34 protein-coding genes are annotated in these 24,575 nt (G+C 62.9%); 11 read left to right on the plus strand and 23 right to left on the minus strand.

The features are described from left to right. The first annotated feature begins 53 nt into the window (after positions 1–53). Positions 54–677 (plus strand): ribosome biogenesis GTP-binding protein YihA/YsxC, encoded by a 624-nt coding sequence (yihA, locus tag CAL22_RS20810; RefSeq protein WP_094816507.1) that lies wholly within the window; start codon positions 54–56, stop codon positions 675–677. Beyond that, entirely contained in the window at positions 674–1,690 is a 1,017-nt protein-coding gene (hemB, locus tag CAL22_RS20815) for a porphobilinogen synthase (protein ID WP_094816509.1), read from the plus strand. The genes yihA and hemB overlap by 4 nt, the downstream gene beginning before the upstream one ends. A gap of 9 nt (positions 1,691–1,699) precedes the next feature. Here hemB and CAL22_RS20820 read toward each other — a convergent pair whose 3' ends face one another. The 3 genes from CAL22_RS20820 to cutA form a co-directional block, all read right to left on the minus strand. Further along, positions 1,700–2,554: a DMT family transporter gene (locus CAL22_RS20820; RefSeq protein WP_094816839.1), complete on the minus strand. Its 855-nt coding sequence runs from the start codon at positions 2,552–2,554 to the stop codon at positions 1,700–1,702. Positions 2,555–2,705: 151 nt separating this feature from the next. Next, positions 2,706–4,667 (minus strand): protein-disulfide reductase DsbD, encoded by a 1,962-nt coding sequence (gene dsbD, locus CAL22_RS20825; protein ID WP_094816511.1) that lies wholly within the window; start codon positions 4,665–4,667, stop codon positions 2,706–2,708. 12 nt (positions 4,668–4,679) lie between these two features. After that, positions 4,680–5,021 (minus strand): divalent-cation tolerance protein CutA, encoded by a 342-nt coding sequence (gene cutA / locus CAL22_RS20830; protein WP_094816513.1) that lies wholly within the window; start codon positions 5,019–5,021, stop codon positions 4,680–4,682. A gap of 102 nt (positions 5,022–5,123) precedes the next feature. On the opposite strand from cutA, the gene CAL22_RS20835 reads away from it, so the two are divergent. Beyond that, positions 5,124–5,555 carry an HIT family protein gene (locus CAL22_RS20835; RefSeq protein ID WP_094816515.1) on the plus strand — a complete coding sequence of 144 codons (432 nt, stop codon included), beginning with the start codon at positions 5,124–5,126 and terminating at the stop codon, positions 5,553–5,555. A gap of 55 nt (positions 5,556–5,610) precedes the next feature. Here CAL22_RS20835 and rplQ read toward each other — a convergent pair whose 3' ends face one another. The 19 genes from rplQ to CAL22_RS20930 form a co-directional block, all read right to left on the minus strand. After that, on the minus strand, positions 5,611–6,006 hold the full coding sequence (gene rplQ / locus CAL22_RS20840) for a 50S ribosomal protein L17 (protein WP_005017352.1): 396 nt from the start codon (positions 6,004–6,006) through the stop codon (positions 5,611–5,613). Positions 6,007–6,166: 160 nt separating this feature from the next. Further along, positions 6,167–7,153, minus strand: coding sequence for a DNA-directed RNA polymerase subunit alpha (locus tag CAL22_RS20845; protein WP_094816517.1), 987 nt, complete (start codon positions 7,151–7,153; stop codon positions 6,167–6,169). Positions 7,154–7,332: 179 nt separating this feature from the next. Continuing rightward, positions 7,333–7,956, minus strand: coding sequence for a 30S ribosomal protein S4 (rpsD, locus tag CAL22_RS20850; protein WP_094816519.1), 624 nt, complete (start codon positions 7,954–7,956; stop codon positions 7,333–7,335). An 11-nt stretch (positions 7,957–7,967) separates the two neighbouring features. Beyond that, the gene (rpsK, locus tag CAL22_RS20855) at positions 7,968–8,369 is read right to left on the minus strand and encodes a 30S ribosomal protein S11 (protein ID WP_005017345.1); all 402 of its coding nucleotides are present in this window, start codon (positions 8,367–8,369) and stop codon (positions 7,968–7,970) included. A gap of 15 nt (positions 8,370–8,384) precedes the next feature. Beyond that, the gene (rpsM, locus tag CAL22_RS20860; RefSeq protein ID WP_005017342.1) at positions 8,385–8,750 is read right to left on the minus strand and encodes a 30S ribosomal protein S13; all 366 of its coding nucleotides are present in this window, start codon (positions 8,748–8,750) and stop codon (positions 8,385–8,387) included. A 42-nt stretch (positions 8,751–8,792) separates the two neighbouring features. Beyond that, the gene (gene rpmJ / locus CAL22_RS20865) at positions 8,793–8,906 is read right to left on the minus strand and encodes a 50S ribosomal protein L36 (RefSeq protein ID WP_003806928.1); all 114 of its coding nucleotides are present in this window, start codon (positions 8,904–8,906) and stop codon (positions 8,793–8,795) included. Between the two features lie 35 nt (positions 8,907–8,941). Continuing rightward, positions 8,942–9,160 carry a translation initiation factor IF-1 gene (infA, locus tag CAL22_RS20870; RefSeq protein WP_003806927.1) on the minus strand — a complete coding sequence of 73 codons (219 nt, stop codon included), beginning with the start codon at positions 9,158–9,160 and terminating at the stop codon, positions 8,942–8,944. A 9-nt stretch (positions 9,161–9,169) separates the two neighbouring features. Beyond that, the gene (gene secY, locus CAL22_RS20875; protein ID WP_094816521.1) at positions 9,170–10,495 is read right to left on the minus strand and encodes a preprotein translocase subunit SecY; all 1,326 of its coding nucleotides are present in this window, start codon (positions 10,493–10,495) and stop codon (positions 9,170–9,172) included. A gap of 14 nt (positions 10,496–10,509) precedes the next feature. After that, complete coding sequence (gene rplO, locus CAL22_RS20880; RefSeq protein ID WP_012415759.1) at positions 10,510–10,950, minus strand: 50S ribosomal protein L15; 441 nt, start codon at positions 10,948–10,950, stop codon at positions 10,510–10,512. A gap of 9 nt (positions 10,951–10,959) precedes the next feature. Then, positions 10,960–11,145, minus strand: a complete 186-nt coding sequence (gene rpmD, locus CAL22_RS20885) for a 50S ribosomal protein L30 (protein WP_005017335.1) — start codon at positions 11,143–11,145, stop codon at positions 10,960–10,962. A 3-nt stretch (positions 11,146–11,148) separates the two neighbouring features. Beyond that, positions 11,149–11,670 (minus strand): 30S ribosomal protein S5, encoded by a 522-nt coding sequence (rpsE, locus tag CAL22_RS20890; RefSeq protein ID WP_029579966.1) that lies wholly within the window; start codon positions 11,668–11,670, stop codon positions 11,149–11,151. A 15-nt stretch (positions 11,671–11,685) separates the two neighbouring features. Next, positions 11,686–12,051, minus strand: coding sequence for a 50S ribosomal protein L18 (gene rplR / locus CAL22_RS20895; protein WP_094816523.1), 366 nt, complete (start codon positions 12,049–12,051; stop codon positions 11,686–11,688). 18 nt (positions 12,052–12,069) lie between these two features. Further along, complete coding sequence (gene rplF, locus CAL22_RS20900; protein WP_094816525.1) at positions 12,070–12,603, minus strand: 50S ribosomal protein L6; 534 nt, start codon at positions 12,601–12,603, stop codon at positions 12,070–12,072. Positions 12,604–12,613: 10 nt separating this feature from the next. Continuing rightward, positions 12,614–13,009: a 30S ribosomal protein S8 gene (gene rpsH / locus CAL22_RS20905; RefSeq protein WP_029579969.1), complete on the minus strand. Its 396-nt coding sequence runs from the start codon at positions 13,007–13,009 to the stop codon at positions 12,614–12,616. 10 nt (positions 13,010–13,019) lie between these two features. Continuing rightward, on the minus strand, positions 13,020–13,325 hold the full coding sequence (gene rpsN, locus CAL22_RS20910) for a 30S ribosomal protein S14 (RefSeq protein WP_005017321.1): 306 nt from the start codon (positions 13,323–13,325) through the stop codon (positions 13,020–13,022). 12 nt (positions 13,326–13,337) lie between these two features. After that, positions 13,338–13,877, minus strand: coding sequence for a 50S ribosomal protein L5 (gene rplE, locus CAL22_RS20915; protein WP_005017319.1), 540 nt, complete (start codon positions 13,875–13,877; stop codon positions 13,338–13,340). A gap of 12 nt (positions 13,878–13,889) precedes the next feature. Then, positions 13,890–14,210: a 50S ribosomal protein L24 gene (rplX, locus tag CAL22_RS20920; protein WP_005017316.1), complete on the minus strand. Its 321-nt coding sequence runs from the start codon at positions 14,208–14,210 to the stop codon at positions 13,890–13,892. A gap of 10 nt (positions 14,211–14,220) precedes the next feature. Further along, positions 14,221–14,589, minus strand: a complete 369-nt coding sequence (gene rplN / locus CAL22_RS20925; protein ID WP_005017313.1) for a 50S ribosomal protein L14 — start codon at positions 14,587–14,589, stop codon at positions 14,221–14,223. A 387-nt stretch (positions 14,590–14,976) separates the two neighbouring features. Further along, on the minus strand, positions 14,977–15,840 hold the full coding sequence (locus CAL22_RS20930) for an aspartyl/asparaginyl beta-hydroxylase domain-containing protein (protein ID WP_244193957.1): 864 nt from the start codon (positions 15,838–15,840) through the stop codon (positions 14,977–14,979). Between the two features lie 172 nt (positions 15,841–16,012). On the opposite strand from CAL22_RS20930, the gene CAL22_RS20935 reads away from it, so the two are divergent. Beyond that, entirely contained in the window at positions 16,013–17,440 is a 1,428-nt protein-coding gene (locus CAL22_RS20935) for an NAD-dependent succinate-semialdehyde dehydrogenase (protein ID WP_094816527.1), read from the plus strand. A 22-nt stretch (positions 17,441–17,462) separates the two neighbouring features. Here the strand turns inward: CAL22_RS20935 and CAL22_RS20940 are convergent, their stop codons facing one another. Then, positions 17,463–18,446, minus strand: a complete 984-nt coding sequence (locus CAL22_RS20940; RefSeq protein WP_094816843.1) for an AraC family transcriptional regulator — start codon at positions 18,444–18,446, stop codon at positions 17,463–17,465. A 151-nt stretch (positions 18,447–18,597) separates the two neighbouring features. Between CAL22_RS20940 and CAL22_RS20945 the strand changes: the two genes are divergently transcribed. The 7 genes from CAL22_RS20945 to CAL22_RS20975 all read left to right on the plus strand — a co-directional run. Continuing rightward, complete coding sequence (locus CAL22_RS20945) at positions 18,598–19,467, plus strand: alpha/beta fold hydrolase (protein WP_094816529.1); 870 nt, start codon at positions 18,598–18,600, stop codon at positions 19,465–19,467. Then, entirely contained in the window at positions 19,464–20,636 is a 1,173-nt protein-coding gene (locus tag CAL22_RS20950) for a substrate-binding domain-containing protein (protein WP_094816531.1), read from the plus strand. Before CAL22_RS20945 ends, CAL22_RS20950 begins: the two co-directional genes overlap by 4 nt. A 3-nt stretch (positions 20,637–20,639) precedes the next feature. Beyond that, on the plus strand, positions 20,640–21,401 hold the full coding sequence (locus CAL22_RS20955; protein ID WP_094816533.1) for an ABC transporter ATP-binding protein: 762 nt from the start codon (positions 20,640–20,642) through the stop codon (positions 21,399–21,401). After that, positions 21,398–22,129, plus strand: a complete 732-nt coding sequence (locus tag CAL22_RS20960; RefSeq protein WP_094816535.1) for an ABC transporter ATP-binding protein — start codon at positions 21,398–21,400, stop codon at positions 22,127–22,129. The genes CAL22_RS20955 and CAL22_RS20960 overlap by 4 nt, the downstream gene beginning before the upstream one ends. Beyond that, a complete protein-coding gene (locus CAL22_RS20965; protein ID WP_094816537.1) occupies positions 22,126–23,145 on the plus strand; it encodes a branched-chain amino acid ABC transporter permease in 1,020 nt (339 codons plus the stop codon). The genes CAL22_RS20960 and CAL22_RS20965 overlap by 4 nt, the downstream gene beginning before the upstream one ends. A 4-nt stretch (positions 23,146–23,149) precedes the next feature. After that, positions 23,150–24,196 (plus strand): branched-chain amino acid ABC transporter permease, encoded by a 1,047-nt coding sequence (locus tag CAL22_RS20970; protein WP_094816539.1) that lies wholly within the window; start codon positions 23,150–23,152, stop codon positions 24,194–24,196. A 129-nt stretch (positions 24,197–24,325) separates the two neighbouring features. Next, on the plus strand, positions 24,326–24,575 hold a 250-nt coding region (locus CAL22_RS20975), incomplete at its 3' end, for a transposase family protein (RefSeq protein WP_143277011.1).

Here is a 24,575-nt window from a genome sequence, read left to right on the forward strand (position 1 = left end):
TTGCAAACGGGCGATTATACAATAGGGTTTGCATTCACCCACCAAGTCGACCCGTGTCCTTTCTACACCGCGCCTCCTTTTTCATCTCGGCAGCCCGCCTCGACCAGCTGCCTCCCGCCGGTGCGCCCGAAGTCGCCTTCGTGGGCCGCTCCAACGCCGGCAAGTCTTCCGCCATCAACGTGCTGTGCAACCAGCGCCGCCTGGCATTCTCCAGCAAGACGCCCGGCCGTACGCGTCTGATCAATATGTTCGGCCTGCCCGATCCGCTCAATCCGGAGGAACCCCGGGGTTTTCTGGTCGACCTCCCTGGCTACGGCTATGCGTCGGTCGCTCATCGCGAGAAAGAAAAGTGGGCTGACATCCTCGGCGGCTATTTGCGCGACCGGCCCTCCCTGGTCGGCATCGTCCTGCTCATCGATATCCGCCGCGGCGTCACCGAACTGGATCGCCGTCTCGCTGACTTTATCGCTCCCACAGGCCGTCCGGTGCTGGCCTTGCTGACCAAGGCGGACAAACTGCCCTATGGCCAGCGCATACGCGCCGTGTTCGATGTGCGCAAGCAACTGACCGACATCGGCGCCCTCAACACGGTGCCCTTCTCCGCCCCCGAGCGTATCGGCCTCGAAGATGCTACGGCACAGATCGAAAATTGGATCTCACCGAAGGTAGTGCCATGAACCCGCAACTCATTTCTCCTGCGTTCCCGGTCTCTCGTCCCCGCCGCCTGCGCCGCGACGACTTCACCCGCCGGCTGGTGCGCGAAAACACCCTGACCGTCGACGACCTCATCTATCCGGTCTTCGTCGCCGAAGGTCAGGGGCTGGCCCAGCCCGTGGCCTCGCTGCCTGGCGTCGTACGCTATTCGCCCGACACCGTGCTCGCCGTGGCAGAGCGATGTATGCAGCTGGGCATCCCGGTGCTGGCGCTCTTCCCGGTGATCGACCCGTCGCTCAAGACGCCCGACGGCGTCGAAGCCACCAACCCCGAGGGGCTGATTCCGCGCGTGGTGGCGGCCCTGAAAGCCAACTTCCCCGAGCTGGGCATCCTCACCGATGTGGCCCTGGATCCCTACACCAGCCACGGCCAGGACGGCATCATCGATGCCGAGGGTTATGTCCTCAACGACCCGACCATCGACATTCTGGTGCGCCAGTCGCTGGTCCACGCCCAGGCGGGCGTGGACATCGTCGCGCCCAGCGACATGATGGACGGACGTATCGGCGCGGTCCGGCAGGCGCTGGATGCGGCCGAACACATCCACACGCGCATCATGGCCTACTCGGCCAAGTACGCCAGCGCCTTCTACGGGCCGTTCCGCGATGCCGTCGGTTCGGCCGGCACGCTGGGCAAGTCCAACAAAATGGCCTACCAGATGGATCCGGCCAATCTCGACGAAGCCTTGCGTGAGGTCGCCGGCGATCTGGCCGAGGGCGCCGACATGGTGATGGTCAAACCGGGCATGCCGTATCTGGACGTGCTGCGCCGCGTCAAAGACGCCTTCCGCGTGCCGACCTTCGCCTATCAGGTCAGCGGCGAGTACGCCATGATCAAGGCGGCAGCGGCCAACGGCTGGCTGGACCACGACAAAGTCATGATGGAAGCCCTGCTGGCATTCAAGCGGGCAGGCGCCGACGGCATCCTGACCTACTTCGCCATCGAGGCGGCCGAAAAGCTACGCCAGGCGCGCTGAAAGCCTGGCTCAGGCCGGCCGGGGCCGGCTGGGCCGCAAGCCCAGCCAGGTCCCCAGCAGCACACAGGCCAGCCCGGCCAGATGCACCGCCGTGATGTGCTCGTCCAGAAAAACGGCGGCGGCCATCAGGCCGAAGATCGGCAGCCAGTTCACGAACATCGCCGCCCGGCTCATGCCCAGGCGGGCAATCCCGCGATTCCACATCAGGTTGCAGGCGCCCGAGGCAATGACGGCCGAGAAAAACACGACGGTCCAGGCCCAGGGGTCGGCGGTCCAGGATGAAGCCTGATAGGTCGCGGGCGAGAGCGCCGCATGCGCGGTGAGCGCCACCGCGCCGGCCAGATAGGTGTACCAGAGGATGGTCAGCGGATCGAGCGCGCGCGAGACGCGCTGAATCACCAGCCCGCCAATCACAAAGACCACCACGGCCACCAGCGCCAGCACATCGCCCAGGCCGGCCTGGGCCAGCTGCGCGCCGCTGCCTGCGACCACCAGCGCCACACCGCCCAGCGCCAGCGCCCCGGCCACGATACGGGCGGGCGTGAGCCGCTCACGATAAAAGAGCGCGCCCAACACGACGGAAAACAAAGGGCTGGTGGCCATGATGAGGGTGGCATTGGCGGCGGAGGTCATGCGCAAGCCCATGACCAGCGAGACCTGATGCGCATAGACCACCAGCAGACCGGCGGCAAACACCCAGCCCAGCTGCGCGCGGGTCAGCCGCGGCACTTGCCCGAAGCGCAGCAGAATGAACAGGGTCACCGCGGTGAAGGCCACCAGAATCCGCACGGCCGCCACGACATACACATCCATCTGTCCCAACAGATACTTCACCGCGACGAGATTCACCCCCCAGGCCGCCATCACGAAAAACAGCTGGAAATACACCGGTCCTGCGGACAGCGGCGTGGCTTGAGTGCTTGAGGTGTTCACGGCGAAGGAGGGTTGGCGGACCGAATCGCCATACTACCCCGCGCGATGCCGGCCCGCGCGGGCCGGTACGCCGAATCGCTGCCTAGTGTTGCGCTGATGCTGCGGCCTGGTCCAGGGATGCGGAAAAGCGCGCGGCATCCTGAAAACCCACGACCCGCGGAGCCTCGAGCAAGCGTCCGCCCGGCGCAAAGAACAGGATGCCGGGCGGCCCGAAGAGCTTGAAGCGCTTGAGCAAAGCACGGTCTTCGGCATTGTTCTGCGTGACATCCGCCTGCAGCAGCAGCATGCCGGCCATGCGTTGCGCCACGGCCGGATCGCTGAACGTGAAGCGTTCCATCTCGCGGCAGGACACGCACCAATCCGCGTAGAAATCCAGCATCACCGGCCGTGTGCTCGCGGCCAGAGCCGCGTCCAGTTCCGCGACACTATGTATCCGCGTGAACGACGGTTGACCGGCCACCGGCGACTCAGCCTGTGTGCGCGCGGCGAAATGGCTCAAGGGCGCCAGCGCATCCCGTGCGCCGCTTGCCGCACCAATCACCCACATCAGTGCGCCCAGCGCGAGCAGCAGCCCGATTCCCTTACCAAACATGCGGGCCGCGCCCGCCTGCGCGGGCAGCGGCTCGAACGCGCGCAGCATCACCGCGCCCACCATGGCCAGCAATGCCCAGCCCAGCATCAGCAGCCACCCGGGCAAGACCGGAATCAACATCCACCAGGCCGTGGCCAGCAACAACATGCCGAAAAAGCGTTTAACGCCGTCCATCCACGGCCCGGCCTTGGGCAGCAAGGCGCCCCACGAGGCGCCGACGATGAGCAGCGGCACCCCCATGCCCCAGGCCATGGCAAACAGCGACGCACCGCCCAGCCAGACGTCGCCGGTCTGCGAAATGTAGAGCAAGGCCCCGGCCAGCGGCGCGGCCACGCAGGGCCCGACAATCAGCGCGGACAGCGCTCCCATGATGAGCGCGCCGGTGTGCCGCCCGCCCGGCACGCGGTTGGAACGCGCCGACAGCCTCGCCTGCCACGACGCGGGCAACTGCAAGGTATAGGCATCGAACATGGCCAGTGCCAGCAAGGCCAGCAACAGGGCGAACAAGGCCAGCACCCAGGGCGTCTGCAGCCAGGCGGCCAGACCGGCTCCGCTCAGGCCGGCGGCGACGCCCAAGGCGGTATAGACCACCGACATGCCCAGCACATAGGCCGCAGCCAGCGCCAGGCCCCGGCCTTTGGACGGCGCCGTCTGCGCCTCGCGTCCCACGATGATCGACGACAGAATGGGGATCATAGGCAAGACGCAGGGCGTGAAGGCCAGCAACAGGCCCAGCAGAAAAAACACCCCGGCCGCACCCAGCACCCCCAGCCCGCCGATGGCGCTGGCCAGGCCGACGTCGCCCTCGCCCAGCAAGGCGCTCAGGCCGCGCTTACCCGTGGCCGGGTCGGGCGCCCCGGCCGCCGTCGTGGGCGGGGGCGCAGCCTCCGTGGCCCCGCCGCCCAGCGCCGCGGCCTCCTGGCCCGGTTCGATGGCGCTGACCTTGATGGCATACGCGGCCCCGTCGGGGGTGAGCGTCACCAGTTGCGACATCGGCGGATAGCACAAGCCCGCATCCGCGCAACCCTGGCTGGTGACGCGCAGCCGCGCCGGCTGCCCGGTCAGCGCCAGCGGCACCCGGATGAGCACATCGTGGTGATAGACCTCCATGTCCTGGTCGAAGGTCGGGTCGTACTTGATCTCGCCCGTCGGAAACACCGCGGCCGTACTGTTGATGGCTTGCGCCGGCTGGCTGGCCAGTTCAAAGCGCTCACGATACATGTAATAGCCCGGCGCCACCTTGAAATGCAGCTCGAGCATGTCGGGCGACGGCTGCGTCGCACTGAGCTGGAAGGCGCGCTCGGGCGCGAGAAAATCGGCCTCCGAAGCCGCGTGCGCGGGGTGCGCGCCGATGAACGCCACGATCAGCGTCAACAGCCACAGGCAGCGCACGAGCGCGCGCCTTGCCCGCCGGGCGGTTCCTTCGTTTGGGTCGATTGCGACTGCCTGCATAGAGCCCTCTGTTTATCCGGCGCCCGGACTGCGGGTCTGCTCCCGCACCCAGTCCAGGTAAGAAGCGATACCACCGATCACGGGAATCACCAGGATTTCCGGAACGTCGTAAGGATGCAGCCGCGCCAAGGTCTGCACCACGGCCTGATGCATGCCGTAGGTCGTCTTGATCGTGAGCGGAATTTCCTCGGCGCTCTCGATCTCGTTCTGCCACCGGTAGACAGACAGGCCGGGCTGCCCGAGGTTCACGCAAGCCGCCAGCCCGTCCTCGACCAGGACATGCGCCATGCGCTTTGCCAGCAAGGTATCGGGTGCATTGCTGATGATCAGCACAACGTCGTCCTCGCGCAACACGCCACCTCCTGTTTTGAGATCCGAGCCAAGTAACTCGGGGTATTTTATGGGATTGGCCGCCAGCCCTGTTTTTCCACGTCCGGCAGCCTCCTGGAGACAACAATGCAGGACAACTGCCTGTTCTGCCGCATTGCGCGGCATGAGCTTCCCGCGCACGCCGTCCATGAAGACAGCCGCATTTTCGCGTTTCTGGATATCCATCCGGTGCGGCGCGGGCATGTGCTGATCATTCCCAAGCAGCACTATCCCTATTTCGAGGATATGCCGGCCGATCTCGCCGGCCATATCGTCAATCTGGGGCAGCGTCTGGCCAGGCATATGAAGCGCCTTTACTCCGTCGAACGTGTCGGGCTGGCCTTTACCGGTATCCACGTGGCCCATGCCCATGCCCACATCGTCCCCATGCAGTACCCGCACGACATCACGTCCACGCAGTACATCGCCCAGCAGGATTTAAGCTTCGTCATGCCGCCCGAGGCCAGCAGCGAAGCGCTCAGCGCCACGGCAGAAGGCTTGCGCCAGGCGCTGGGCTGAGCCGGAAAAACAAAAGCGGACCCGGAGGTCCGCTTTTGCCGCTAATGGCGTTGCCTTATTCGGCAGCGCTATCCGCTTCGGAAGCATCCACTTCCGGACGGTCAACCAGCTCCATGAAAGCCATGGGAGCGTTGTCGCCCTGACGGAAGCCCATCTTCAGGACACGGGTGTAGCCGCCGTTGCGGTTCGCGTAGCGCGGACCGATTTCAGCGAACAGCTTGACCACGGCGTCGCGATCGCGCAGACGGGCAAAAGCCAGACGCTTGTTCGCGAGAGTGGGTTCCTTGCCCAGGGTGATGAGGGGTTCGATGACGCGGCGCAGTTCTTTCGCCTTGGGCAGCGTGGTCTTGATCGCTTCGTGAGTGATCAGCGAAACGGCCATGTTGCGGAACATGGCGAGACGATGGCTGCTGGTGCGATTGAGCTTGCGAAGGCCGTTACCGTGACGCATGGTGATTTCCTTTGAATCTAAAGACAGCGTTTCCGCCGCCGGGTTAGCCGGCTCTTCTATCGGCGCATCTCAAGGAGACGCCGCGGTCCGGTGGATAAATGGCATCCGGAGATGCCTCTTGGGCGGCCATGGACATCATGCCCATGGCTCACCGTATGGCTTAGGGACGCTCGAGGCCCAGGGGGGGCCAGTTTTCGAGCTTCATGCCCAGAGTCAGGCCGCGTGCAGCCAGGACTTCCTTGATTTCGTTGAGCGACTTGCGACCCAGGTTCGGGGTCTTGAGCAGTTCGTTCTCGGTACGTTGGATCAGGTCGCCGATGTAGTAGATGTTTTCGGCCTTCAGGCAGTTGGCCGAACGCACGGTCAGCTCCAGGTCGTCGACCGGGCGCAGCAGCACCGGGTCGATCTGCGGCGTGCCGCGGACCGGAACTTCATACGAATCGCCAGCGCCTTCGAGGGCGGCAAACACCGAGATCTGGTCCATCAGGATGCGGGCGGACTGGCGCACGGCTTCCTCGGGCGAGATCACGCCATTGGTTTCGATATCCAGAACCAGCTTGTCCAGGTCGGTACGCTGTTCCACACGGGCGCTTTCCACGGCGTAGCTCACGCGGCGCACGGGGCTATAGGAAGCGTCCAGAACGATGCGGCCGATGGTGTGGGTGCGGTCTTCCGACAGCGCGCGCACATTGCCCGGCACGTAACCACGGCCCTTCTCGACCTTGATCTGCATTTCCAGCTTGCCGGCGTCGGTCAAGTTGCAAATGGGGTGTTCCGGGTTGACGATCTCGACATCATGCGGCAGCTCGATATCGCTGGCCAGCACCTGGCCGGCGCCATTCTTGCGCAGGATCAGGGTGACTTCATCGCGGTTGTGCAGCTTGAACACCACGCCCTTCAGGTTCAGCAGGATGTCGACGACATCTTCGCGAACGCCCGGAATGGTCGAGTATTCATGCACGACACCGGTCATCTGCACTTCGGTCGGCGCATAGCCGGTCATCGAAGACAGCAGGATGCGGCGCAGTGCATTGCCCAGCGTGTGGCCATAGCCGCGTTCGAAGGGCTCCATCACGATCTTGGCGTGGTTGGGGCCGACCGGCTCGACTTCGATGGAGCGCGGCTTCAGGAAACCTTGAGTGGACATGTACTGTGTTCCTTTTCAATACCCTCGGCTCGTTACACCGATAAGGCTGATGGAAGTAAACGCTGCGGACAGCGGGAAAAAATGCGGCCGAGAACACCGCAAAGCCCGCCAGGGCCAAATAGGCCTGGGCGGGCTGGGACGCAGTATAACCGCAAGCGGGCGCAAGGCCCGCGAGGCGATTAACGCGAGTACAGTTCGACGACCATGGATTCGTTGACGTCGCGAGCGACGTCAGCGCGATCCGGAGCCGACTTGAACGTACCGGCCATCTTGCTGGTATCGACGTCCACCCATTGGGGGATGCCGATGCTCGAAGCCAGATCCAGCGATTCGCGGATACGGGCTTGCTTTTTGGCGGCTTCACGCACGGTGATCACGTCGCCAGCCTTGACCAGAATCGAAGCGATATCGGCGGTGTGGCCGTTCAGTTCGATGGCGCGGTGGCTCACCAGTTGGCGGGCTTCAGCGCGGGTCGAACCAAAACCCATGCGGTAGACGACGTTGTCCAGACGCGATTCGAGCAGCTGAATCAGCGTTTCGCCGGTGTTGCCACGGCGGCGCTCGGCTTCAGCGAAGTACTTGCGGAATTGCTTCTCGAGCACACCGTACATGCGCTTGAGCTTTTGCTTTTCGCGCAGCTGCAGACCGTAGTCGGAGGTACGAGCACCCGAAGTGCGGCCGTGTTGGCCAGGCTTGGAATCCAGCTTGCACTTGGAATCCAGCGAGCGACGGGCGCTCTTCAGGAACAGATCGGTGCCCTCGCGGCGCGAGAGTTTGCACTTGGGACCAGTATAACGAGCCATGAAGGTTCCCCTTAGATACGACGACGCTTCGGCGGACGGCAGCCGTTATGCGGGATGGGCGTGATATCGGCAATGCTCGAGATCTTGATACCCAGCGCATTCAGGGCGCGTACGGACGATTCGCGGCCAGGACCAGGACCCTTGATGCGAACTTCGAGGGTCTTGATGCCGTATTCCATCGCCACGCGGCCGGCCGTTTCGGCGGCGACCTGAGCGGCGAACGGGGTCGATTTACGCGAACCCTTGAAGCCGGCACCACCCGAAGTCGCCCAGGACAGGGCATTGCCTTGGCGATCGGTGATGGTGATGATGGTGTTGTTAAACGACGCGTGAACGTGCGCGATGCCGTCCGAGACGTTCTTCTTAACCTTTTTGCGTACGCGCGAAGCGCCGCTGGTGGAAGCTTTCGCCATAATCTAAATCCTCGATTATTTCTTCAGGGACGCAGCAGCACGACGCGGGCCCTTACGGGTGCGAGCGTTGGTGCGAGTGCGCTGGCCGCGCACGGGCAGACCGCGCTTATGACGCATACCGCGGTAGGTTCCCAGGTCGATCAAACGCTTGATCGAGAGCTGTACTTCACGACGCAGGTCGCCTTCGACAGTGAACACCCCGAGGTGTTCACGGATGCGTTCCAACTCAGCGTCGGTCAGATCTTTGACCTTTTTGGTAACGGGCACACCAGCAGCTTCGCAAATTTTGCGGGCGCGCGTACGACCGATGCCAAAAATGGCGGTCAGGCCGATCTCGGCGTGCTGTTGCGGCGGAATGTTAATGCCAGCAATACGGGCCATGACTGTTCCTTGATTTAATCCGTTGCGTACCGCTAACCGGGGTTAGCCTTGACGCTGCTTGTGACGCGGGTCGGTGCAGATGACACGCACGACGCCGTGACGTTTGATAACTTTGCAATTGCGGCAGATCCGCTTGACCGATGCCATTACTTTCATGGTTGACTCCTAATTTTCCGTAACCCGGTTCCGCATCACTTGGAGCGGAAAACAATTCTTGCTCGTGTGAGGTCATAGGGCGTGAGCTCCACTGTGACCTTGTCGCCGGGCAGAATCCGGATGTAATGCATGCGCATCTTGCCGGAAATATGGCCCAACACCACGTGGCCGTTTTCGAGCTTGACGCGAAATGTTGCGTTGGGGAGGTTCTCAAGAACCTCACCTTGCATCTGGATAACGTCGTCCTTTGACATACTCTTTGCTTACCGCATGGGCAAACCCGTACCCTTGAAGTTGGCCTTCTTGAGCAGCGAGTCGTACTGGTGCGACATCATGTAGGCCTGAACCTGCGCCATGAAATCCATCGTCACCACCACAATAATCAACAGGGACGTCCCACCAAAGTAGAACGGTACGTTCCAACGCATCACCAAAAACTCCGGCAGCAAGCACACCAGCGTAATGTAGAGGGCACCCGCCAGCGTGAGACGCATCAGAATCTTGTCGATGTAACGCGCGGTTTGCTCACCAGGACGAATGCCCGGAACGAACGCACCGCTCTTCTTCAGGTTGTCTGCCGTTTCGCGGCTGTTAAACACCAGAGCCGTGTAGAAAAAGCAGAAGAAGATGATCGCGACCGAATACAGCGTGATGTAGAGCGGTTGACGAGGCTCAAGTGCAGCAGCCAGATCGCGCAGCCAGACCATACGGTCGCCTGTCGAAAACCAGCTGGTGATCGTGGCCGGGAACAGAATGATCGACGATGCGAAGATCGGCGGAATCACCCCGGCCATGTTCAGCTTGAGCGGCAGATGCGAGCTCTGACCACCGTAGACCTTGTTGCCCACCTGACGCTTGGCATAGTTGACCGTGATCTTGCGCTGTCCGCGTTCGACGAACACCACAAACGCCGTCACCAGTACCACCAGAGCAATGATGAACAGGGCGGACACCACCGACATCGAGTTGGTGCGCACCAGGTCCAGCAGCCCTGCCAGCGCCGTGGGCAAGCCCGCGACGATACCAGTGAAGATCAGGATCGAAATACCATTGCCCAGACCACGCTCGGTAATCTGTTCACCCAGCCACATGACGAACATGGTGCCAGTGACCAGCGTCACGACCGTAGTGAAGCGGAACAACATGCCCGGATCGACAACGAGCCCGGGTTGCGATTCCAACGCCACCGATATGCCCACAGCCTGCACCAGCGCCAGCACGACCGTGCCGTAGCGGGTGTATTGGGTGATCTTGCGCCGGCCGGCTTCGCCCTCTTTCTTGAGCGCTTCCAGCGACGGCACCACCACCGACATCAACTGCATGATGATGGATGCCGAAATGTACGGCATGATCCCCAGGGCAAAAATCGAAAAGCGCGAAAGCGCACCGCCCGAGAACATGTTGAACAGGCCCAGGATCCCGCCCTGGTTCTGACGGAACAAGTCCGCCAGCGCGTCCGGATTGATGCCCGGAACAGGGATGTGAGTACCGAGACGGTAAACCACGAGGGCGAGGACCAGGAACACGAGACGGCGCTTCAGATCGCCGTATCGGGTACCGGTCTTGCCCAGTGCCTGCGCTTTAGCCACGCGTCACCTCGCGATCAAGCAAGCGAGCCGCCCGCGGCCTCGACAGCGGCGCGAGCGCCAGCCGTCGCAGTGATGCCACGCAGCACCACTTTGCGCGAGAGTTCACCCGACTTGATGACCTTGGCATAACGCACGCCTTGGCCAACCACGCCTGCGGCCTTCAGGGCCTGGACGTCGATTTCCTCGACGTCGAGACGCTGCAGATCCGACAGACGGACTTCGGCGTACAGATGCTGACCGAGCGGGGTGAAACCACGCTTGGGCAGACGACGCTGCAGCGGCATTTGACCGCCTTCGAAGCCAACCTTGTGGAAACCGCCCGAACGCGACTTCTGACCCTTGTGACCACGGCCGGCGGTCTTGCCCAGGCCGGAACCGATGCCACGGCCGACGCGGCGCTTGGCGTGCTTGGCGCCCTCAGCGGGCTTCAGCGAATTGAGTTGAATATCCGACATCGTGATTCCTTAGGCTTCCGACACGGAGACGAGATAATCCACCTTGCGGATCATCCCGCGCACTTCCGGCGTGTCGAGCAGCACGCGGCTGCTGTTGAGACCGCGCAGACCCAGGCCGCGAACGGTATCGCGGTGGGATTGCTTGGTACCGATCACCGAGCGTACGAGCGTAATTTTGATCTGCTTCTGAGCCATGATTTACCCCAGGATCTCTTCGACGGTCTTGCCGCGCTTGGCAGCAACTTCCGACGGGGTCAGGGAATTGCGCAGACCGTTCAACGTGGCGCGAACCATGTTGTACGGGTTGCTCGAGCCAAGACTCTTGGCCACGACGTTGCGCACGCCCATCACTTCGAAAATAGCGCGCATCGGGCCGCCGGCGATCACGCCAGTACCTTCAGCGGCCGGCGAGATCAGCACCGTCGAGGCGCCATGCTTGCCCACCACGGTGTGATACAGCGTGCCGTTCTTCAGGGCAACCTTGAACATGCCGCGACGGGCCTGTTCCATTGCCTTCTGGACCGACACCGGCACTTCACGCGCCTTGCCCTTGCCCATACCGATACGGCCATCGCCATCGCCCACCACGGTCAACGCGGCAAAGCTCATGGTGCGACCACCCTTGACCACTTTGCTCACGCGGTTGACCGCGATCATCTTTTCGCGCAGACCGTCGTCGTTCTCTTTTTCCGCGGCGTTCTTGCCTTGTACTTTAGCCATTTGACTGATCCTCGCTTAGAACTTCAGGCCGGCTTCACGCGCGGCATCGGCCAGCGCCTTGACGCGGCCATGGTAACGAAAGCCCGAGCGATCGAAGGCAACCAGTTCAATACCGGCAGCCTTGGCCTTTTCGGCCACACGCTTGCCGATCAGCGCGGCAGCGGCGGCATTGCCACCGGCGCCAGACTGGCCAGCCAGCTGCGAGCGCACTTCGGCCTCGAGCGTCGAGGCGCTGACGACCACACGATCGCCTTCCGGCGAAATGATGTTGGCGTAGATGTGCAGGTTCGAGCGGAAGACCGACAGGCGATGAACGCCCAGCTGCGTAATCTTCCGGCGGGTCGGAACCGCACGACGCAAACGGGTAACTTTTTTGTCCATGATTCGTCCTTGTCGCCTTTACTTCTTCTTGGTCTCTTTGATGACGACGCGTTCATCGGCGTAACGCACGCCCTTGCCCTTATAGGGTTCGGGTTCACGGTAAGCACGGATTTCCGCGGCCACTTGACCGACGACTTGCTTGTTGGCGCCCTTGATGACGATTTCCGTCTGGGTCGGGCACTCCGCCTTAACACCGGCGGGCAGCTTGTGCAAAACGTCGTGCGAAAAGCCCAACTGCAGCTTGACGGCGTCACCTTGCACGGAGGCACGGTAACCCACGCCAACCAGCGTCAGCTTGCGCTCGAAGCCCTTGCTCACACCGGTCACCATATTGGCAACCAGCGCGCGCACGGTGCCCGACATGGCATTGGCGTGACGCGAGTCATTGGCAACGGCGAAGGTCAGCTTGCCGGCGTCCTGAACCACGTTGACGTCGCCCGTCAGCGATTGCACCAAGGTGCCCAGCGGGCCCTTGACGGTGATCTGATCCTGCTGGATGCTGGCTTCAACACCCTTGGGCAGTTCGACCGGATACTTAGCGATACGTGACATTCGACTCTCCTTAGGCCACGTAGCAAAGCACTTCGCCGCCCACGCCGTTGGCGCGAGCCTTGCGGTCGGTCATCACACCGCGCGAGGTCGAAACGATAGCCACGCCCAGGCCGTTCATGACCTGAGGAATGTTGCTGCGGCCCTTGTAAATACGCAGACCGGGGCGCGAGACGCGTTCGATGCGCTCGATAACCGGGCGGCCGGCGTAGTACTTCAGGGTGATTTCCAGCTCAGGCTTGGCCTGGCTGCCCTTGATTTCAAAACCGTCGATGTAGCCTTCGTCCTTAAGCACAGTGGCGATGGCCACTTTCAGCTTCGAGGAGGGCATGTTCACCGTAGTCTTGTCAACTTGCTGCGCATTGCGAATGCGGGTCAGCATATCGGCGATGGGATCGCTCATGCTCATATTCGTTCTCCTACCAGCTGGCCTTGGTCATGCCGGGCACTTCGCCCTTCATGGCCATTTCACGCAGTTTGTGACGGGTCAGGCCGAACTTGCGGAACACGCCGCGCGGACGACCGGTCACCACGCAGCGATTGCGTTGGCGCGTCGGGTTGGCATTGCGCGGCAATTGTTGCAGCTTCAGCCGAGCCTGGTAACGTTCTTCGTCGGTCTTCGACTGGTCGTCGATGATCGCTTTCAATTCGGCGCGGCGAGCGGCGAACTTGTCAGCCAGCTTGGCGCGCTTGATGTCGCGATTGATGAGGGAAAGTTTAGCCACGTCATCAGCCCCTTAGTTGCGGAACGGAAAGCTGAAGGCGGTCAAGAGCGCCTTGGCTTCTTCGTCGGTCTTGGCGGAGGTGGTGATGCTGATGTTCAGCCCACGCAGCGCGTCGATCTTGTCGTACTCGATTTCGGGGAAAATGATTTGCTCTTTCACCCCGATGTTGTAGTTGCCGCGGCCGTCAAAAGCACGACCCGAGATCCCGCGGAAGTCACGCACGCGCGGCAGCGCGACCGCAACCAGGCGATCCAGGAATTCGTACATGCGTTGACCACGCAGCGTGACCATGCAACCGATCGGGTAGTTTTCACGGATCTTGAAACCCGCGATAGCTTTGCGCGTCTTGGTGATGACGGGCTTTTGACCGGCGATCTTGGTCAGGTCCGAGACAGCGTGCTCGATGACCTTCTTGTCAGCCACCGCTTCCGAGACGCCCATGTTCAGGGTGATCTTGGTGATGCGGGGGACTTCCATCACGCTTTTGTAGCCAAACTTGGCTTGCAGGTCGACAGCGACCTTGCTCTTGTAGAAATCTTGCAAACGAGACATGTCTTTCGCCCCTTACGCCTTGGCGCCGACAACGGCACCATTGGAACGGAACACACGAACTTTGCGGCCGTCCTCTTCCTTGACGCCCACGCGATCGGCCTTGCCGGTAGCGGGGTTGAAGAGAGCCACGTTCGAGATATGGATCGGAAGCGTCTTTTCGACGATGCCGCCGGGGTTGTTGGCCATGGGGTTGGCCTTCATGTGCTTCTTCACGACGTTCACGCCTTCGACCAGCACGTGGTCGGCGTCAACGCGGGCCAGCACAACGCCACGACGCTTCTTGTCGCGGCCGGTCAGAACGATGACTTCGTCGCCTTTACGGATGTTGTTCATCGCGGGCTCCTTACAGCACTTCCGGGGCCAACGACACGATCTTCATGAACTTCTCGGTACGCAGTTCGCGCGTAACGGGTCCGAAGATGCGGGTGCCGATGGGCTCCAGCTTGGCATTGAGCAACACGGCGGCATTGCCACCGAAACGAATCAGCGAACCGTCTTTGCGGCGCACGCCCTTGGCGGTACGAACCACCACAGCGTTGTAAATTTCGCCTTTCTTGACGCGCCCGCGCGGGGCCGCATCTTTGACGCTCACCTTGATGATGTCGCCGATACCGGCATAGCGGCGCTTGGAGCCACCGAGCACCTTGATGCACATGACAGCACGCGCACCAGTGTTATCGGCCACGTCCAGCGTGGTCTGCATTTGGATCATGATTTTTCCTGTTCCAACTTAACTGAAAACACGTCCTTCCCGGTTGGATAGGCCCGCGTTTCCTGCCAGTTTTGGTCCCGTCAGGTCCGCGCCGCCTGCTGGCAGCAACGACCCTGGGTTGAAATCCTGCTGGGGTTCTCCCGCAAGTCAGTCAAACCGGCGCCACGCCCATTCTTTCCCCCAGAAGACGAATCCCTGGGTTCGTTTTGCGCATAAGCAACTCATGCTGCTCTGCGGAAAGGCCTGGGCCAACCCAACCAACAATTTGGGAAAGCTGTTTATTCTATCCCAGCCACCTGGGTAAAGCAAGCCGCTTTTGAGCGAAAAAACAAGGGCTTGTCAGTGTTGCGCAACGCTTGTTGCGGCCCGAATTTATTTGCCGGGCCGTTAGCCGCCCTTTTTCTGCCCGTAGTAGGTCTTTTCCCAGGCGTCGTGATTGGCTTTGCCGCGGCGGATTTCATCACTCATGGGCGCGATGGCCAGCACCAGCCGGTTAAGCCAGCTCACCGGCGCCCGGCACGGGCGCTCGAAATCCACGAAGAGAACCGCACGCAGCCCGTCGGTGTCGTTGTGCACCTGATGCGGGTAGAGATCGTCGAAGACCACCGCCTCTGCCTCGCGCCAGGCATAACGCTGCCCATCGACTTCGATCCAGCAGCGCTCACGCGGCTCAGGCACGCGCAAGCCCAGATGCAGACGCAGCACGCCGTTGTACGGGCCTTTGTGCAGCGGGATGCGTTTGCCCGCCTCGAGTATGGAGAAGAAAGCCGTGCGGATACCAGGGATGCCCTGCAAGGCGCGGGCCGTCGCCGGGCAGCGCGCCAGATTGCGCTCCGAACGCATCCCATAGCCCATGAAGACGAACGTCTTCCACTGGTCGTCGCCGGTAATCATGCCCACGTCGGGAGAGATTTCATGAAAAGCCGGCAGCTTGTCGCGCTCGGCCAGCAATTGCTCCAGCTCGGCCCGGATGGCGGGCGTCTGCGCCTCCAGCGCCGGCACCCACGGAAAGCTTTGATTATCGAAGATCGGGTGGTCCCCAACCTTCGAGGCCCGGGCGATCCGTACATGCAGCCAGTCGATGAAACGGAACAGAAGCTTCGAAAACAGGCTTTGGGGAGTCGCGGTGTCTGGCTGCACGGTCTCGGGTCGGCTGGCAAAAGAAAAAGGGCCGGGCTGCCGGCATTGGCCCCGGGCGAGCAGGGAGCGGGCCTCACGGCCAGGCGCGCCCATCGCGTAGGCAGCGATCATACCCAATCCCCCCAAGACTGCGTCTACGGGCAATCCCGGGCGCACATTGGCTCCCCCGATTGCTGCCCGAGTGGCCCCTATGCAGGGAACCAAGCTGGTTTAGACTGGCGCCACCTCGGGTGCCTGCCGTGCCCCCGGCCCCTACTCCCCTTTTCCCCAAGGAAAGACTGGCATGTACGAACAGTTGGCTTTGTATATCGATGGTGAATTTCTGAGCGGCGGCGGCCGCAAGACGCAGGACGTGGTCAATCCGGCCACGCGTGAAGTCCTGGGCCAGCTTCCCCATGCCAGCCAGGCCGACCTCGACCTCGCCCTGGCCGCGGCCGCCCGCGCCTTCGAGACCTGGAAGCGCACCTCCCCCATGGAGCGCTCGGCCATTCTGCGCAAGGTGGGCGCCCTGTCGCGCGAGCACGCCAAGGAGATCGGCCGCAACATGACACTGGACCAGGGCAAACCACTGGCCGAAGCCATCGGCGAAGTCACCAGTTGCTCCGAGCATGCCGATTGGCATGCCGAGGAATGCCGCCGCATCTATGGCCGCATCGTTCCGCCGCGCAACCCCGATGCCCGTCAACTGGTGGTGCGCGAGCCCATCGGCGTGTGCGCAGCCTTCACCCCCTGGAATTTCCCGTACAACCAGGCGATCCGCAAAATCTGCGCCGCGCTGGGCGCGGGCTGCACAATGGTGCTCAAGGGTCCGGAAGACTCGCCCAGCGCCGTCATGGCGATTGCGCGTCTGTTCCATGAAGCCGGTTTGCCCAAGGGCTGCCTGAACATCGTCTGGGGCGAACCGGCCCAGGTCTCCGACTACCTCATCCGTTCGCCCATCGTGCGCAAGGTGTCGTTTACCGGCTCGGTACCGGTCGGCAAGCAGCTCGCAGCGCTGGCCGGCGCCCACATGAAGCGCGTCACCATGGAGCTGGGCGGCCATTCGCCCGTGCTGGTGTTCGACGACGCCGATGTGGCCCGGGCCGCCGAAATGCTGGCGCGTTTCAAGATCCGCAATGCGGGCCAGGTCTGCGTCTCTCCCACCCGCTTCTATGTCCAGGAAGGGGCCTATGACACCTTCGTGGCGCGCTTTACCGAAGTACTGGCCGGCATCAAGGTCGGCAACGGCATGGACGCCGGTGTCGAAATGGGCCCGCTCGCGCATGAGCGCCGTGTGCCCGCCATGAAGCAGTTCGTCGACGACGCGCGCAAGCACGGCGCCAAGATCGTGCTGGGTGGCGATGCGCCGTCGGACAAGGGATATTTCTTCAGCCCCACCGTGGTGACCGATATTCCTGATCACGCCATGCTGATGACCGAAGAGCCCTTCGGCCCGCTGGCGCCCGTGGTGCGCTTCAAGGACACCGACGAAGTCCTCAAGCGCGCCAACAGCCTGCCCTTCGGCCTTTCCTCGTATGTATTCACGGAATCGCTGAAGACCGCCACCAAAGTGTCCAATGGCCTGGAGGCGGGGATGGTCAACATCAATCATTTTGGCAGCGCGCTGGCCGAAACGCCGTTTGGCGGCATCAAGGACAGCGGCATCGGCAGCGAAGGCGGCCTGGAAACCTTCGACGGCTATCTGGTGACCAAGTACATCACCCAGATCTGAGTCCAGGGCCGGCCGGGCGCCGTCAGGCCCGCGGCCGGCCCGTGGCAGACTGCGCGCGGAATTCGCGCGCAGTCATGCCGCAGCGCTGGCGGAAGACACGGCTGAAATGCGCCGCGTGCGCAAATCCGCTGAGATAGGCCAGCTCGGCAATCGAGCGATGGGCGTGGGCCGGATCCCGCAACAGGCGCTGGCAATGCGCCAGCCGCAATTCGTAGAGCTGGGATTCCACGCCGAGATCGGCCCGCTGGAACACCCGGTGCAGGTAGCTGACCGACAATCCACAAGCCTGGCCGATCCGCGCCGGCGTCAATGTCGTGTCCGATAAATGCTGCCGCATATAGGCCAGGACCCGCTCGCGATGCGCCAGGCTCACGCTGCTGTCCTGGGCCGAGGCCTGGCCGGCCTGGGATTGCACCAGGAACAAGACGATCAGGTCGATGAGATGCTCGCCCAGCGCACCCACCTCGGCATCGCTCCACGCCGCCATGCCACCCAGCAAATGATCCAGATAGCTTTTCAACAGTTGGCCACCGGGTGCGCCGTCATCGATGCGTAGTTTGTAGAACGACTCCAACCGCCCGACCCGCTGGGCCAAGGCGGCACGCGGGAAAGAGATGCTCAGACTGCGATAGCCGGCTTGGCCCTGGGCGACGGCTTGATAAGGCGCGCTCTGATTCATGAGATACACACAGCCGGGCTCGACTTCGAAACGCCGCCCCGATTGGGTGACGGCCAAGGGGCCGGCCAGCGGCATGCCGAAGGTGTAGAACTCTTCATCCAGCTGCGAGACATTGCCGCGCGTGCGCTCGAGCTTTTGCCCCTGATAGTGCAGATCGTTGAACTGCAACTGGGCGCGGCGCGCATAGCGCAGGCTGCCGGCGAATGCCCCGCCGCCCTGACCGGCATGGACCTCGAAAGGTCCGAAGGCGTGCGCCAGCGCGTCGCGCCAGCTATCCACTTGCTGGCGCGGGTCCACCTGGGCCGTGGCGAATCGTGTATCAACCATGCTGTCTGCCTCCAGGCACGCCGGAAATTGACTGAGCGTACCCATTCTTTTGATCGTGCCTCTTGCCGGGCCTGCGCGCCTTGAGTGCGCGTCGCCCCCAAGTCTATAGTCGGCCCCTACAGAGAACAACCTGGGAAATCCGGGAGGAGACATGAAGGCGATCCAGCCGGCCTCGCGCTATCTACGCGCGCAAGGCCGCGAAATGCACTACGTCGAATGGGGGCAACCCGACGCGCCCACGGTCATCCTGTGGCATGGCCTGGCGCGCACCGGCCGCGATTTCGACGACCTGGCCCGGGAACTGAGCGCCGAGTGGCGCGTGATCTGCCCGGATACGCTGGGCCGCGGCCTGTCGCAATGGAGCCCGCGGCCGCGCCAGGAGTATCAGCTGAGTTTCTACACCCTCCTGGCCCAGGATCTGCTCGATGGCCTGGGCATCAAGCAGGCCGCCTGGGTAGGCACCTCGATGGGCGGGGCCATAGGCATGCTGGCCGCGGCGACCTGCCTGCGCGATCGCCTGACGCATCTGGTGATCAACGACATCGGCCCCACCCTGCCCGGCCCGGCCATGAAACGCATCCAGGCCTATACCGGCAGCCCGCCGGCCTTCGCGACGGTGACGGAGCTCGAACAGTGGCTGCGCGGCGCCTATAAGCCCTACGGCTGGCAAAGCGATGAGCAATGGCGCCGCATGAGCGAAACCTCGGTGCGTCGCCTGCCCGACGGTCGGGTCACGCTGCACTACGATCCGGCCATCGTCGGGCAGTTCGAGCTCTACCCCGACGACTATGAGCGCTGGGCCGCCTACGACAGCATCCACCAACCGCTGTTGCTGCTGCGCGGCGAGCAATCGGATCTGTTGCTCGAGGACACGGCCCGGGCCATGACCGAGCGCGGTCCGCGCGCGCGCCTGATCACCTTTGCCGATTGCGGGCACGCCCCCAGTCTGAATGTCCCCGCGCAGATCGAACCCGTACGTCAATTTCTCGCCCAGCATCGCGCCCGAGGAGAGTCCGCATGAAACGCATCCTGGCAGCCACCCTGACCAGCCTTACGCTTGCCGCCCCCGTGTTCGCCGCCGATCTGGTGGTCGCGCACGTCTACGACAAAACCGGCCCGCTGGAGGCCTATGCCAAACAGACCCACAACGGCCTGATGATGGGCCTGGAGTACGCCACTCAGGGCACCATGACCGTGGCGGGTCGCAAGATCCGGGTCATCGAGAAGGACAACCAGGGCAAGCCCGACGTCGCGCGTGCGCAACTGGCTTCGGCCTATGCCGACGACAATGCCGACCTTGCCGTCGGGCCGACCTCTTCCGGCGTGGCGCTGGCCATGCTGCCGATTGCCGAAGAGTACGAAAAGATCCAGTTGGTCGAACCGGCCGTGGCCGATTCGATCACCGGCGAAAAATGGAACCGCTACATCTTCCGCACCGGCCGCAACTCATCCCAGGACGCGGTGGCCAACGCGGCGGCCTTCGATCAGGAAGGCACCTCCATCGGCATGCTGGCGCAGGATTACGCCTTCGGGCGTGATGGCGTAAGGGCTTTCAAGGGCGCGCTCAAGCACGCCAAGATCGTCCACGAGGAATACCTGCCCGCCAACGCCACGGACTTTACCGGTGGCGCCCAGCGCCTGTTCGATGCGCTCAAGGACAAGCCGGGACGCAAGATCATCTTCATTCTCTGGGCTGGCGCGGGCAACCCCTTCAAGATCGCCGATCTGGACCCCAAGCGTTACGGTATCGAGATCGCCACCGGCGGCAACACCCTGGCGGCCATGACACCGCTCAAGAGCCTGGCCGGCATGGAAGGCGCCACCTATTACTACTACGGTATCCCCAAGAACCCCATCAACGACTGGCTGGTGACAGAACACCAGAAGCGCTACGGCCAACCGCCCGACTTCTTCACCGCCGGCGGCATGTCCGCGGGCATCGCCATCGTCGAGGCCCTGAAGAAAACCCAGGGCAAATCGGATACCGACACGCTCATCAAGACCATGGAGGGCATGAGCTTCGACACCCCCAAGGGCAAGATGACCTTCCGCCCGCAAGACCACCAGGCCATGCAGTCGATGTATCACTTCCGCATCAAGAACGATCCGTCCGTGCCCTGGGCGGTGCAGGAACTGGTGCAGGAGATCACGCCTGACAAGATGGACGTGCCCGTCCAGAACAAGCGCTAAGCCATGCTGGAGACACGGTCGATCGAGATCCGGTTCGGCGGACATACCGCCGTCGATGGCGTCAGTGCGCGGTATGCCCCCGGCACGCTGACAGCCATCGTGGGTCCGAATGGGGCGGGCAAGACCACCTACTTCAACCTCATATCGGGGCAGTTGCGCGCCACGGCGGGATCGGTATGGCTGAACGGCCGTGACCTGACCGGACTGGGCGCGGCCGCGCGCATGCACGCCGGCGTGGGCCGGGCATTTCAACTCACGCAGTTGTTTGCGCGCCTGACCGTGCATGAGAACGTTCGGCTGGCCTTGCAATCACGCGCGCAGGGACCGGGTTGGCGCCATATCCGCCTATGGCGCACTTGGCGCAGCGACCGTTCGCTCATCGAGCGCGCCGATGCATTGCTCGCGCGCGCGCGGCTGCAACACCGGCGCGACCAGGCCGCCGCCGACCTGCCTCATGGCGACCAGCGCAAGCTGGAAATCGCCATGCTGATGGCGCTCGACCCGGTGGTCTTCATGTTCGACGAGCCCACCGCCGGCATGAGCGTCGACGACGTCCCCGTCATTCTCGACCTCATCCGTGAACTCAAACAGGATCCAGGCAAGATCATCATGCTGGTCGAACACAAAATGGACGTCGTGCGCGAGCTCGCCGATCGCATCGTGGTGCTGCACAACGGCCGCCTGATGGCAGATGGACTGCCTGCCGAGGTCATCGCCTCGCCGTTGGTGCAGCAGGCCTATCTGGGCACGGGGCAAGCCGCATGAAGCCGCTTTTACGACTGCGCGATGTGCATACGCACATCGGGGCGTATCACATCCTTCATGGCGTAGATCTCGATGTTCCCGAAGGACAAGTCACCATGCTGCTGGGGCGCAATGGCGCGGGCAAGACCACGACGCTGCGCACCATCATGGGCCTGTGGCAGGCCTCGCAAGGCAAACTGGAATTCGACGCCAGCCCGGTCAACCCCACGCCCCCGGACATGGCGCGCCGCGGCATTGCGTACGTGCCCGAAAACATGGGCATCTTCGGCGGCCTGACGGTCAAGGAGAACCTGCTGCTGGCTGCGCGCCAGGCGCGTCATGCCAAGGATATCGACGCCGGCCGGCTGGAATGGATATTCGGTTTTTTCCCTGCCCTGCGCAAATTCTGGCTTTATCCCGCAGGCAACCTCTCGGGCGGGCAAAAGCAGATGCTGGCAGTGGCACGCGCCATCATCGAACCGCGGCGGCTGCTCATCGTCGATGAGCCCAGCAAGGGTCTGGCGCCGGCCATCGTCCAGAATATGATCACCGCGTTTTCCGAACTCAAACGCAGCGGCACGACCATCCTGCTGGTCGAACAGAACTTCGGCTTCGCACGCCAGCTGGGCGATCAGGCCGCCGTCATGGACGACGGCCGCGTCGTGCACTGCGGCAGCATGGCCGCCTTGGCCGACGACCATGCCCTGCAACAGCAATTGCTGGGCCTGTCCCTGGGGAGTCATCAATGAGCACTGCGCTTTCCACACCAGAAAGCAGCCTGCCGGCCGCTCGCCGCGACTATCTGCCCTTCCTGCTGGTCGCGGGCCTGGCTGTCCTCGCCCTGCCCCTGGTCGGCTCCTGGTCGACCTGGCTCACGCTCACCGTGGCCGGACTTGCCATGGGAATGATCATCTTCATCGTGGCTTCCGGCATGACGCTGGTGTTCGGCCTGATGGACGTGCTGAACTTCGGCCACGGGCTGTTCATCGCCATCGGCGCCTATATGGCCACCACGGTGCTCGCGCTCATGGGCGGCTGGACCGAAAGCCCCAGCCTGCTGGCCAATCTGGGCGCTATCGTTCCGGCGCTCGTGATCGGCATGCTGGTCGCCGGCGCCGTGGGCGCCGTTTTCGAGCGGCTGATCGTGCGCCCTGTCTACGGCCAGCACCTCAAACAGATTCTGATCACCATGGGCGGCCTGATCATCGGCGAGGAGCTGATCAAGATGATCTGGGGACCCCAGACCATTACGCTGGCGCTGCCCGCCGCCTTGCGGGGGGCGCTGCTGTTCGGGGATGCCGCCATCGAAAAGTTCCGGCTGCTGGCCCTGGTGATCGGGCTGCTGGTATTGGCGCTGCTGCTCTGGATACTCAATCGCAGCAAACTGGGCCTGCTCATACGCGCCGGCGTGGAAGACCGCGAAATGGTCGAAAGCCTGGGTTATCGCATTCGCCATCTCTTTATCGCCGTGTTCGTGGCGGGCTCCATGCTCGCGGGTCTGGGCGGCGTGCTCTGGGGCCTGTATCAGCAGTCCGTCGTGCCGCAGCTGGGCGCGCAGGTCAACGTGCTTATCTTCATCGTCATCATGATAGGTGGCCTGGGCTCCACGGCGGGCTGCCTGATCGGTGCGCTGCTGGTGGGCCTGATGGCCAACTACACCGGCTTTCTGTTGCCCAAGGCGGCGCTGTTCTCAAACATCGCGCTGATGGTTGCCGTCCTGCTGTGGCGGCCGCAAGGCGTCTACCCCGTCACACAAACGCGCTAGCACCATGTCACTCCTTTCCGGCGACCCTCCCCGCAGCCGCGTCCTGGCCGCGCTGCTCATCCTCATCGTGCTGTTGTTGGCCATCGCACCCTTTGTCTTTCCGGGGCCGCGCGCGCTTGCCGTGGCCGCCAAGATCCTGGTGTTCATCGTCCTGGTGGCCAGCTATGACCTGCTGCTGGGCTATACCGGCATCGTCAGTTTCGCCCACACCATGTTCTTTGGAATCGGCGCCTACGGGATCGCGATTGCCAGCACGCGCATGGAGCCAGGCTGGGCCGCCATCGGCACCGGCCTGCTCGTCTCGCTGCTGATCTCCCTGCTGTTCGCCCTGCTCATCGGTCTGGCCAGTCTGCGCGTCAGGGCGATTTTCTACGCCATGATCACCTTGGCCGTGGCCGCGGCCTTCCAGACATTGAGCTCGCAACTCTCGTGGCTGACGGGCGGCGAAGATGGCTTGAACTTCAAGGTGCCGCAGCTATTGCGGCCGGCCTTCAAGGCCTTTGGCCAGCCCGTGCTAGGCCTGAACATCGACGGCCGCATCATCACTTACTATCTGATCTTCCTGGCCACGCTCGTGCTGTTTCTGCTGTTGCTGCGCATCGTCAACTCGCCCTTCGGCCGCGTGCTGCAGGCCATACGCGAAAACGCCTTCCGGGCCGAGGCCCTGGGTTACCGCAGCGTGATCTATCGCAGCGCCTCCAATGTGCTGGCCGCGATTTTTGCCACGCTGGCCGGCGCCCTCTACGCACTCTGGCTGCGTTACAACGGGCCCGACACCACCTTGTCCTTCGAGATCATGCTCAACATTCTCTTGATGCTGGTCATCGGTGGAATGGGCACGATGTACGGCGCCGTCCTCGGGGCGACACTGTTCGTGTTCGCGCAAAGCTATCTGCAAGACGGCCTGCACGTCATCCACGACGCCGCATCGGGTGTGCCGTTGCTCACGCCCTTGTTCGAGCCGGATCGCTGGTTGTTGTGGTTGGGTGTGCTCTTCGTGCTCTCGGTCTATTACTTCCCGGGCGGCATCGCCGGCAAACTGCGCCGCTGACGCGCGGCCTGGCCGCGGATCAGCCCCGGCGCCGGGGCAAAAAAAAGGTTCATCGCGCAATAGCGTGGAGGGATTTGGCAAGTTTTCGTACTCTTAATGGCAGGAATTTGCCATCAGGAGTGCGTGGAGATGCTGGATCGCAAGCTGCTGGAGACGTCGGGAGGCTGGCAAGGCTATGCCGTTGAACGCGTGGAGTGGCCCGAGGGCGCAGGACGCACGCTGTCGATCTATTTGAAGCCAACCGCCAAGGTAATGCTGTGCGAGCAGTGCGGCGCACGATGTCGCCAGGTCCATGAGACCACGGTGCGACGGGTGCGAGATCTGCCGCTATTTGAGTACCGGGTTGTTCTTCACGTGCCACGCCGGCGCCTGTTGTGTG

It is taken from the genome of Bordetella genomosp. 12 (genome assembly GCF_002261355.1).
Taxonomy (GTDB): Bacteria; Pseudomonadota; Gammaproteobacteria; order Burkholderiales; family Burkholderiaceae_B; genus Bordetella.

Bases quoted from the DNA above. Each gene is read 5' to 3' on its own strand.
- hemB (WP_094816509.1), top strand. From the start codon at position 674: ATGAACCCGCAACTCATTTCTCCTGCGTTCCCGGTCTCTCGTCCCCGC.
- CAL22_RS20820 (WP_094816839.1), bottom strand. From the start codon at position 2,554: ATGGCGGCCTGGGGGGTGAATCTCGTCGCGGTGAAGTATCTGTTGGGA.
- dsbD (WP_094816511.1), bottom strand. From the start codon at position 4,667: ATGCAGGCAGTCGCAATCGACCCAAACGAAGGAACCGCCCGGCGGGCA.
- CAL22_RS20835 (WP_094816515.1), top strand. From the start codon at position 5,124: ATGCAGGACAACTGCCTGTTCTGCCGCATTGCGCGGCATGAGCTTCCC.
- rplQ (WP_005017352.1), bottom strand. From the start codon at position 6,006: ATGCGTCACGGTAACGGCCTTCGCAAGCTCAATCGCACCAGCAGCCAT.
- CAL22_RS20845 (WP_094816517.1), bottom strand. From the start codon at position 7,153: ATGTCCACTCAAGGTTTCCTGAAGCCGCGCTCCATCGAAGTCGAGCCG.
- rpsD (WP_094816519.1), bottom strand. From the start codon at position 7,956: ATGGCTCGTTATACTGGTCCCAAGTGCAAACTCTCGCGCCGCGAGGGC.
- rpsK (WP_005017345.1), bottom strand. From the start codon at position 8,369: ATGGCGAAAGCTTCCACCAGCGGCGCTTCGCGCGTACGCAAAAAGGTT.
- rpsM (WP_005017342.1), bottom strand. From the start codon at position 8,750: ATGGCCCGTATTGCTGGCATTAACATTCCGCCGCAACAGCACGCCGAG.
- rpmJ (WP_003806928.1), bottom strand. From the start codon at position 8,906: ATGAAAGTAATGGCATCGGTCAAGCGGATCTGCCGCAATTGCAAAGTT.
- infA (WP_003806927.1), bottom strand. From the start codon at position 9,160: ATGTCAAAGGACGACGTTATCCAGATGCAAGGTGAGGTTCTTGAGAAC.
- rplO (WP_012415759.1), bottom strand. From the start codon at position 10,950: ATGTCGGATATTCAACTCAATTCGCTGAAGCCCGCTGAGGGCGCCAAG.
- rpmD (WP_005017335.1), bottom strand. From the start codon at position 11,145: ATGGCTCAGAAGCAGATCAAAATTACGCTCGTACGCTCGGTGATCGGT.
- rpsE (WP_029579966.1), bottom strand. From the start codon at position 11,670: ATGGCTAAAGTACAAGGCAAGAACGCCGCGGAAAAAGAGAACGACGAC.
- rplR (WP_094816523.1), bottom strand. From the start codon at position 12,051: ATGGACAAAAAAGTTACCCGTTTGCGTCGTGCGGTTCCGACCCGCCGG.
- rplF (WP_094816525.1), bottom strand. From the start codon at position 12,603: ATGTCACGTATCGCTAAGTATCCGGTCGAACTGCCCAAGGGTGTTGAA.
- rpsH (WP_029579969.1), bottom strand. From the start codon at position 13,009: ATGAGCATGAGCGATCCCATCGCCGATATGCTGACCCGCATTCGCAAT.
- rplE (WP_005017319.1), bottom strand. From the start codon at position 13,877: ATGTCTCGTTTGCAAGATTTCTACAAGAGCAAGGTCGCTGTCGACCTG.
- rplX (WP_005017316.1), bottom strand. From the start codon at position 14,210: ATGAACAACATCCGTAAAGGCGACGAAGTCATCGTTCTGACCGGCCGC.
- rplN (WP_005017313.1), bottom strand. From the start codon at position 14,589: ATGATCCAAATGCAGACCACGCTGGACGTGGCCGATAACACTGGTGCG.
- CAL22_RS20930 (WP_244193957.1), bottom strand. From the start codon at position 15,840: ATGATCGCTGCCTACGCGATGGGCGCGCCTGGCCGTGAGGCCCGCTCC.
- CAL22_RS20935 (WP_094816527.1), top strand. From the start codon at position 16,013: ATGTACGAACAGTTGGCTTTGTATATCGATGGTGAATTTCTGAGCGGC.
- CAL22_RS20940 (WP_094816843.1), bottom strand. From the start codon at position 18,446: ATGGTTGATACACGATTCGCCACGGCCCAGGTGGACCCGCGCCAGCAA.
- CAL22_RS20945 (WP_094816529.1), top strand. From the start codon at position 18,598: ATGAAGGCGATCCAGCCGGCCTCGCGCTATCTACGCGCGCAAGGCCGC.
- CAL22_RS20950 (WP_094816531.1), top strand. From the start codon at position 19,464: ATGAAACGCATCCTGGCAGCCACCCTGACCAGCCTTACGCTTGCCGCC.
- CAL22_RS20955 (WP_094816533.1), top strand. From the start codon at position 20,640: ATGCTGGAGACACGGTCGATCGAGATCCGGTTCGGCGGACATACCGCC.
- CAL22_RS20960 (WP_094816535.1), top strand. From the start codon at position 21,398: ATGAAGCCGCTTTTACGACTGCGCGATGTGCATACGCACATCGGGGCG.
- CAL22_RS20965 (WP_094816537.1), top strand. From the start codon at position 22,126: ATGAGCACTGCGCTTTCCACACCAGAAAGCAGCCTGCCGGCCGCTCGC.
- CAL22_RS20970 (WP_094816539.1), top strand. From the start codon at position 23,150: ATGTCACTCCTTTCCGGCGACCCTCCCCGCAGCCGCGTCCTGGCCGCG.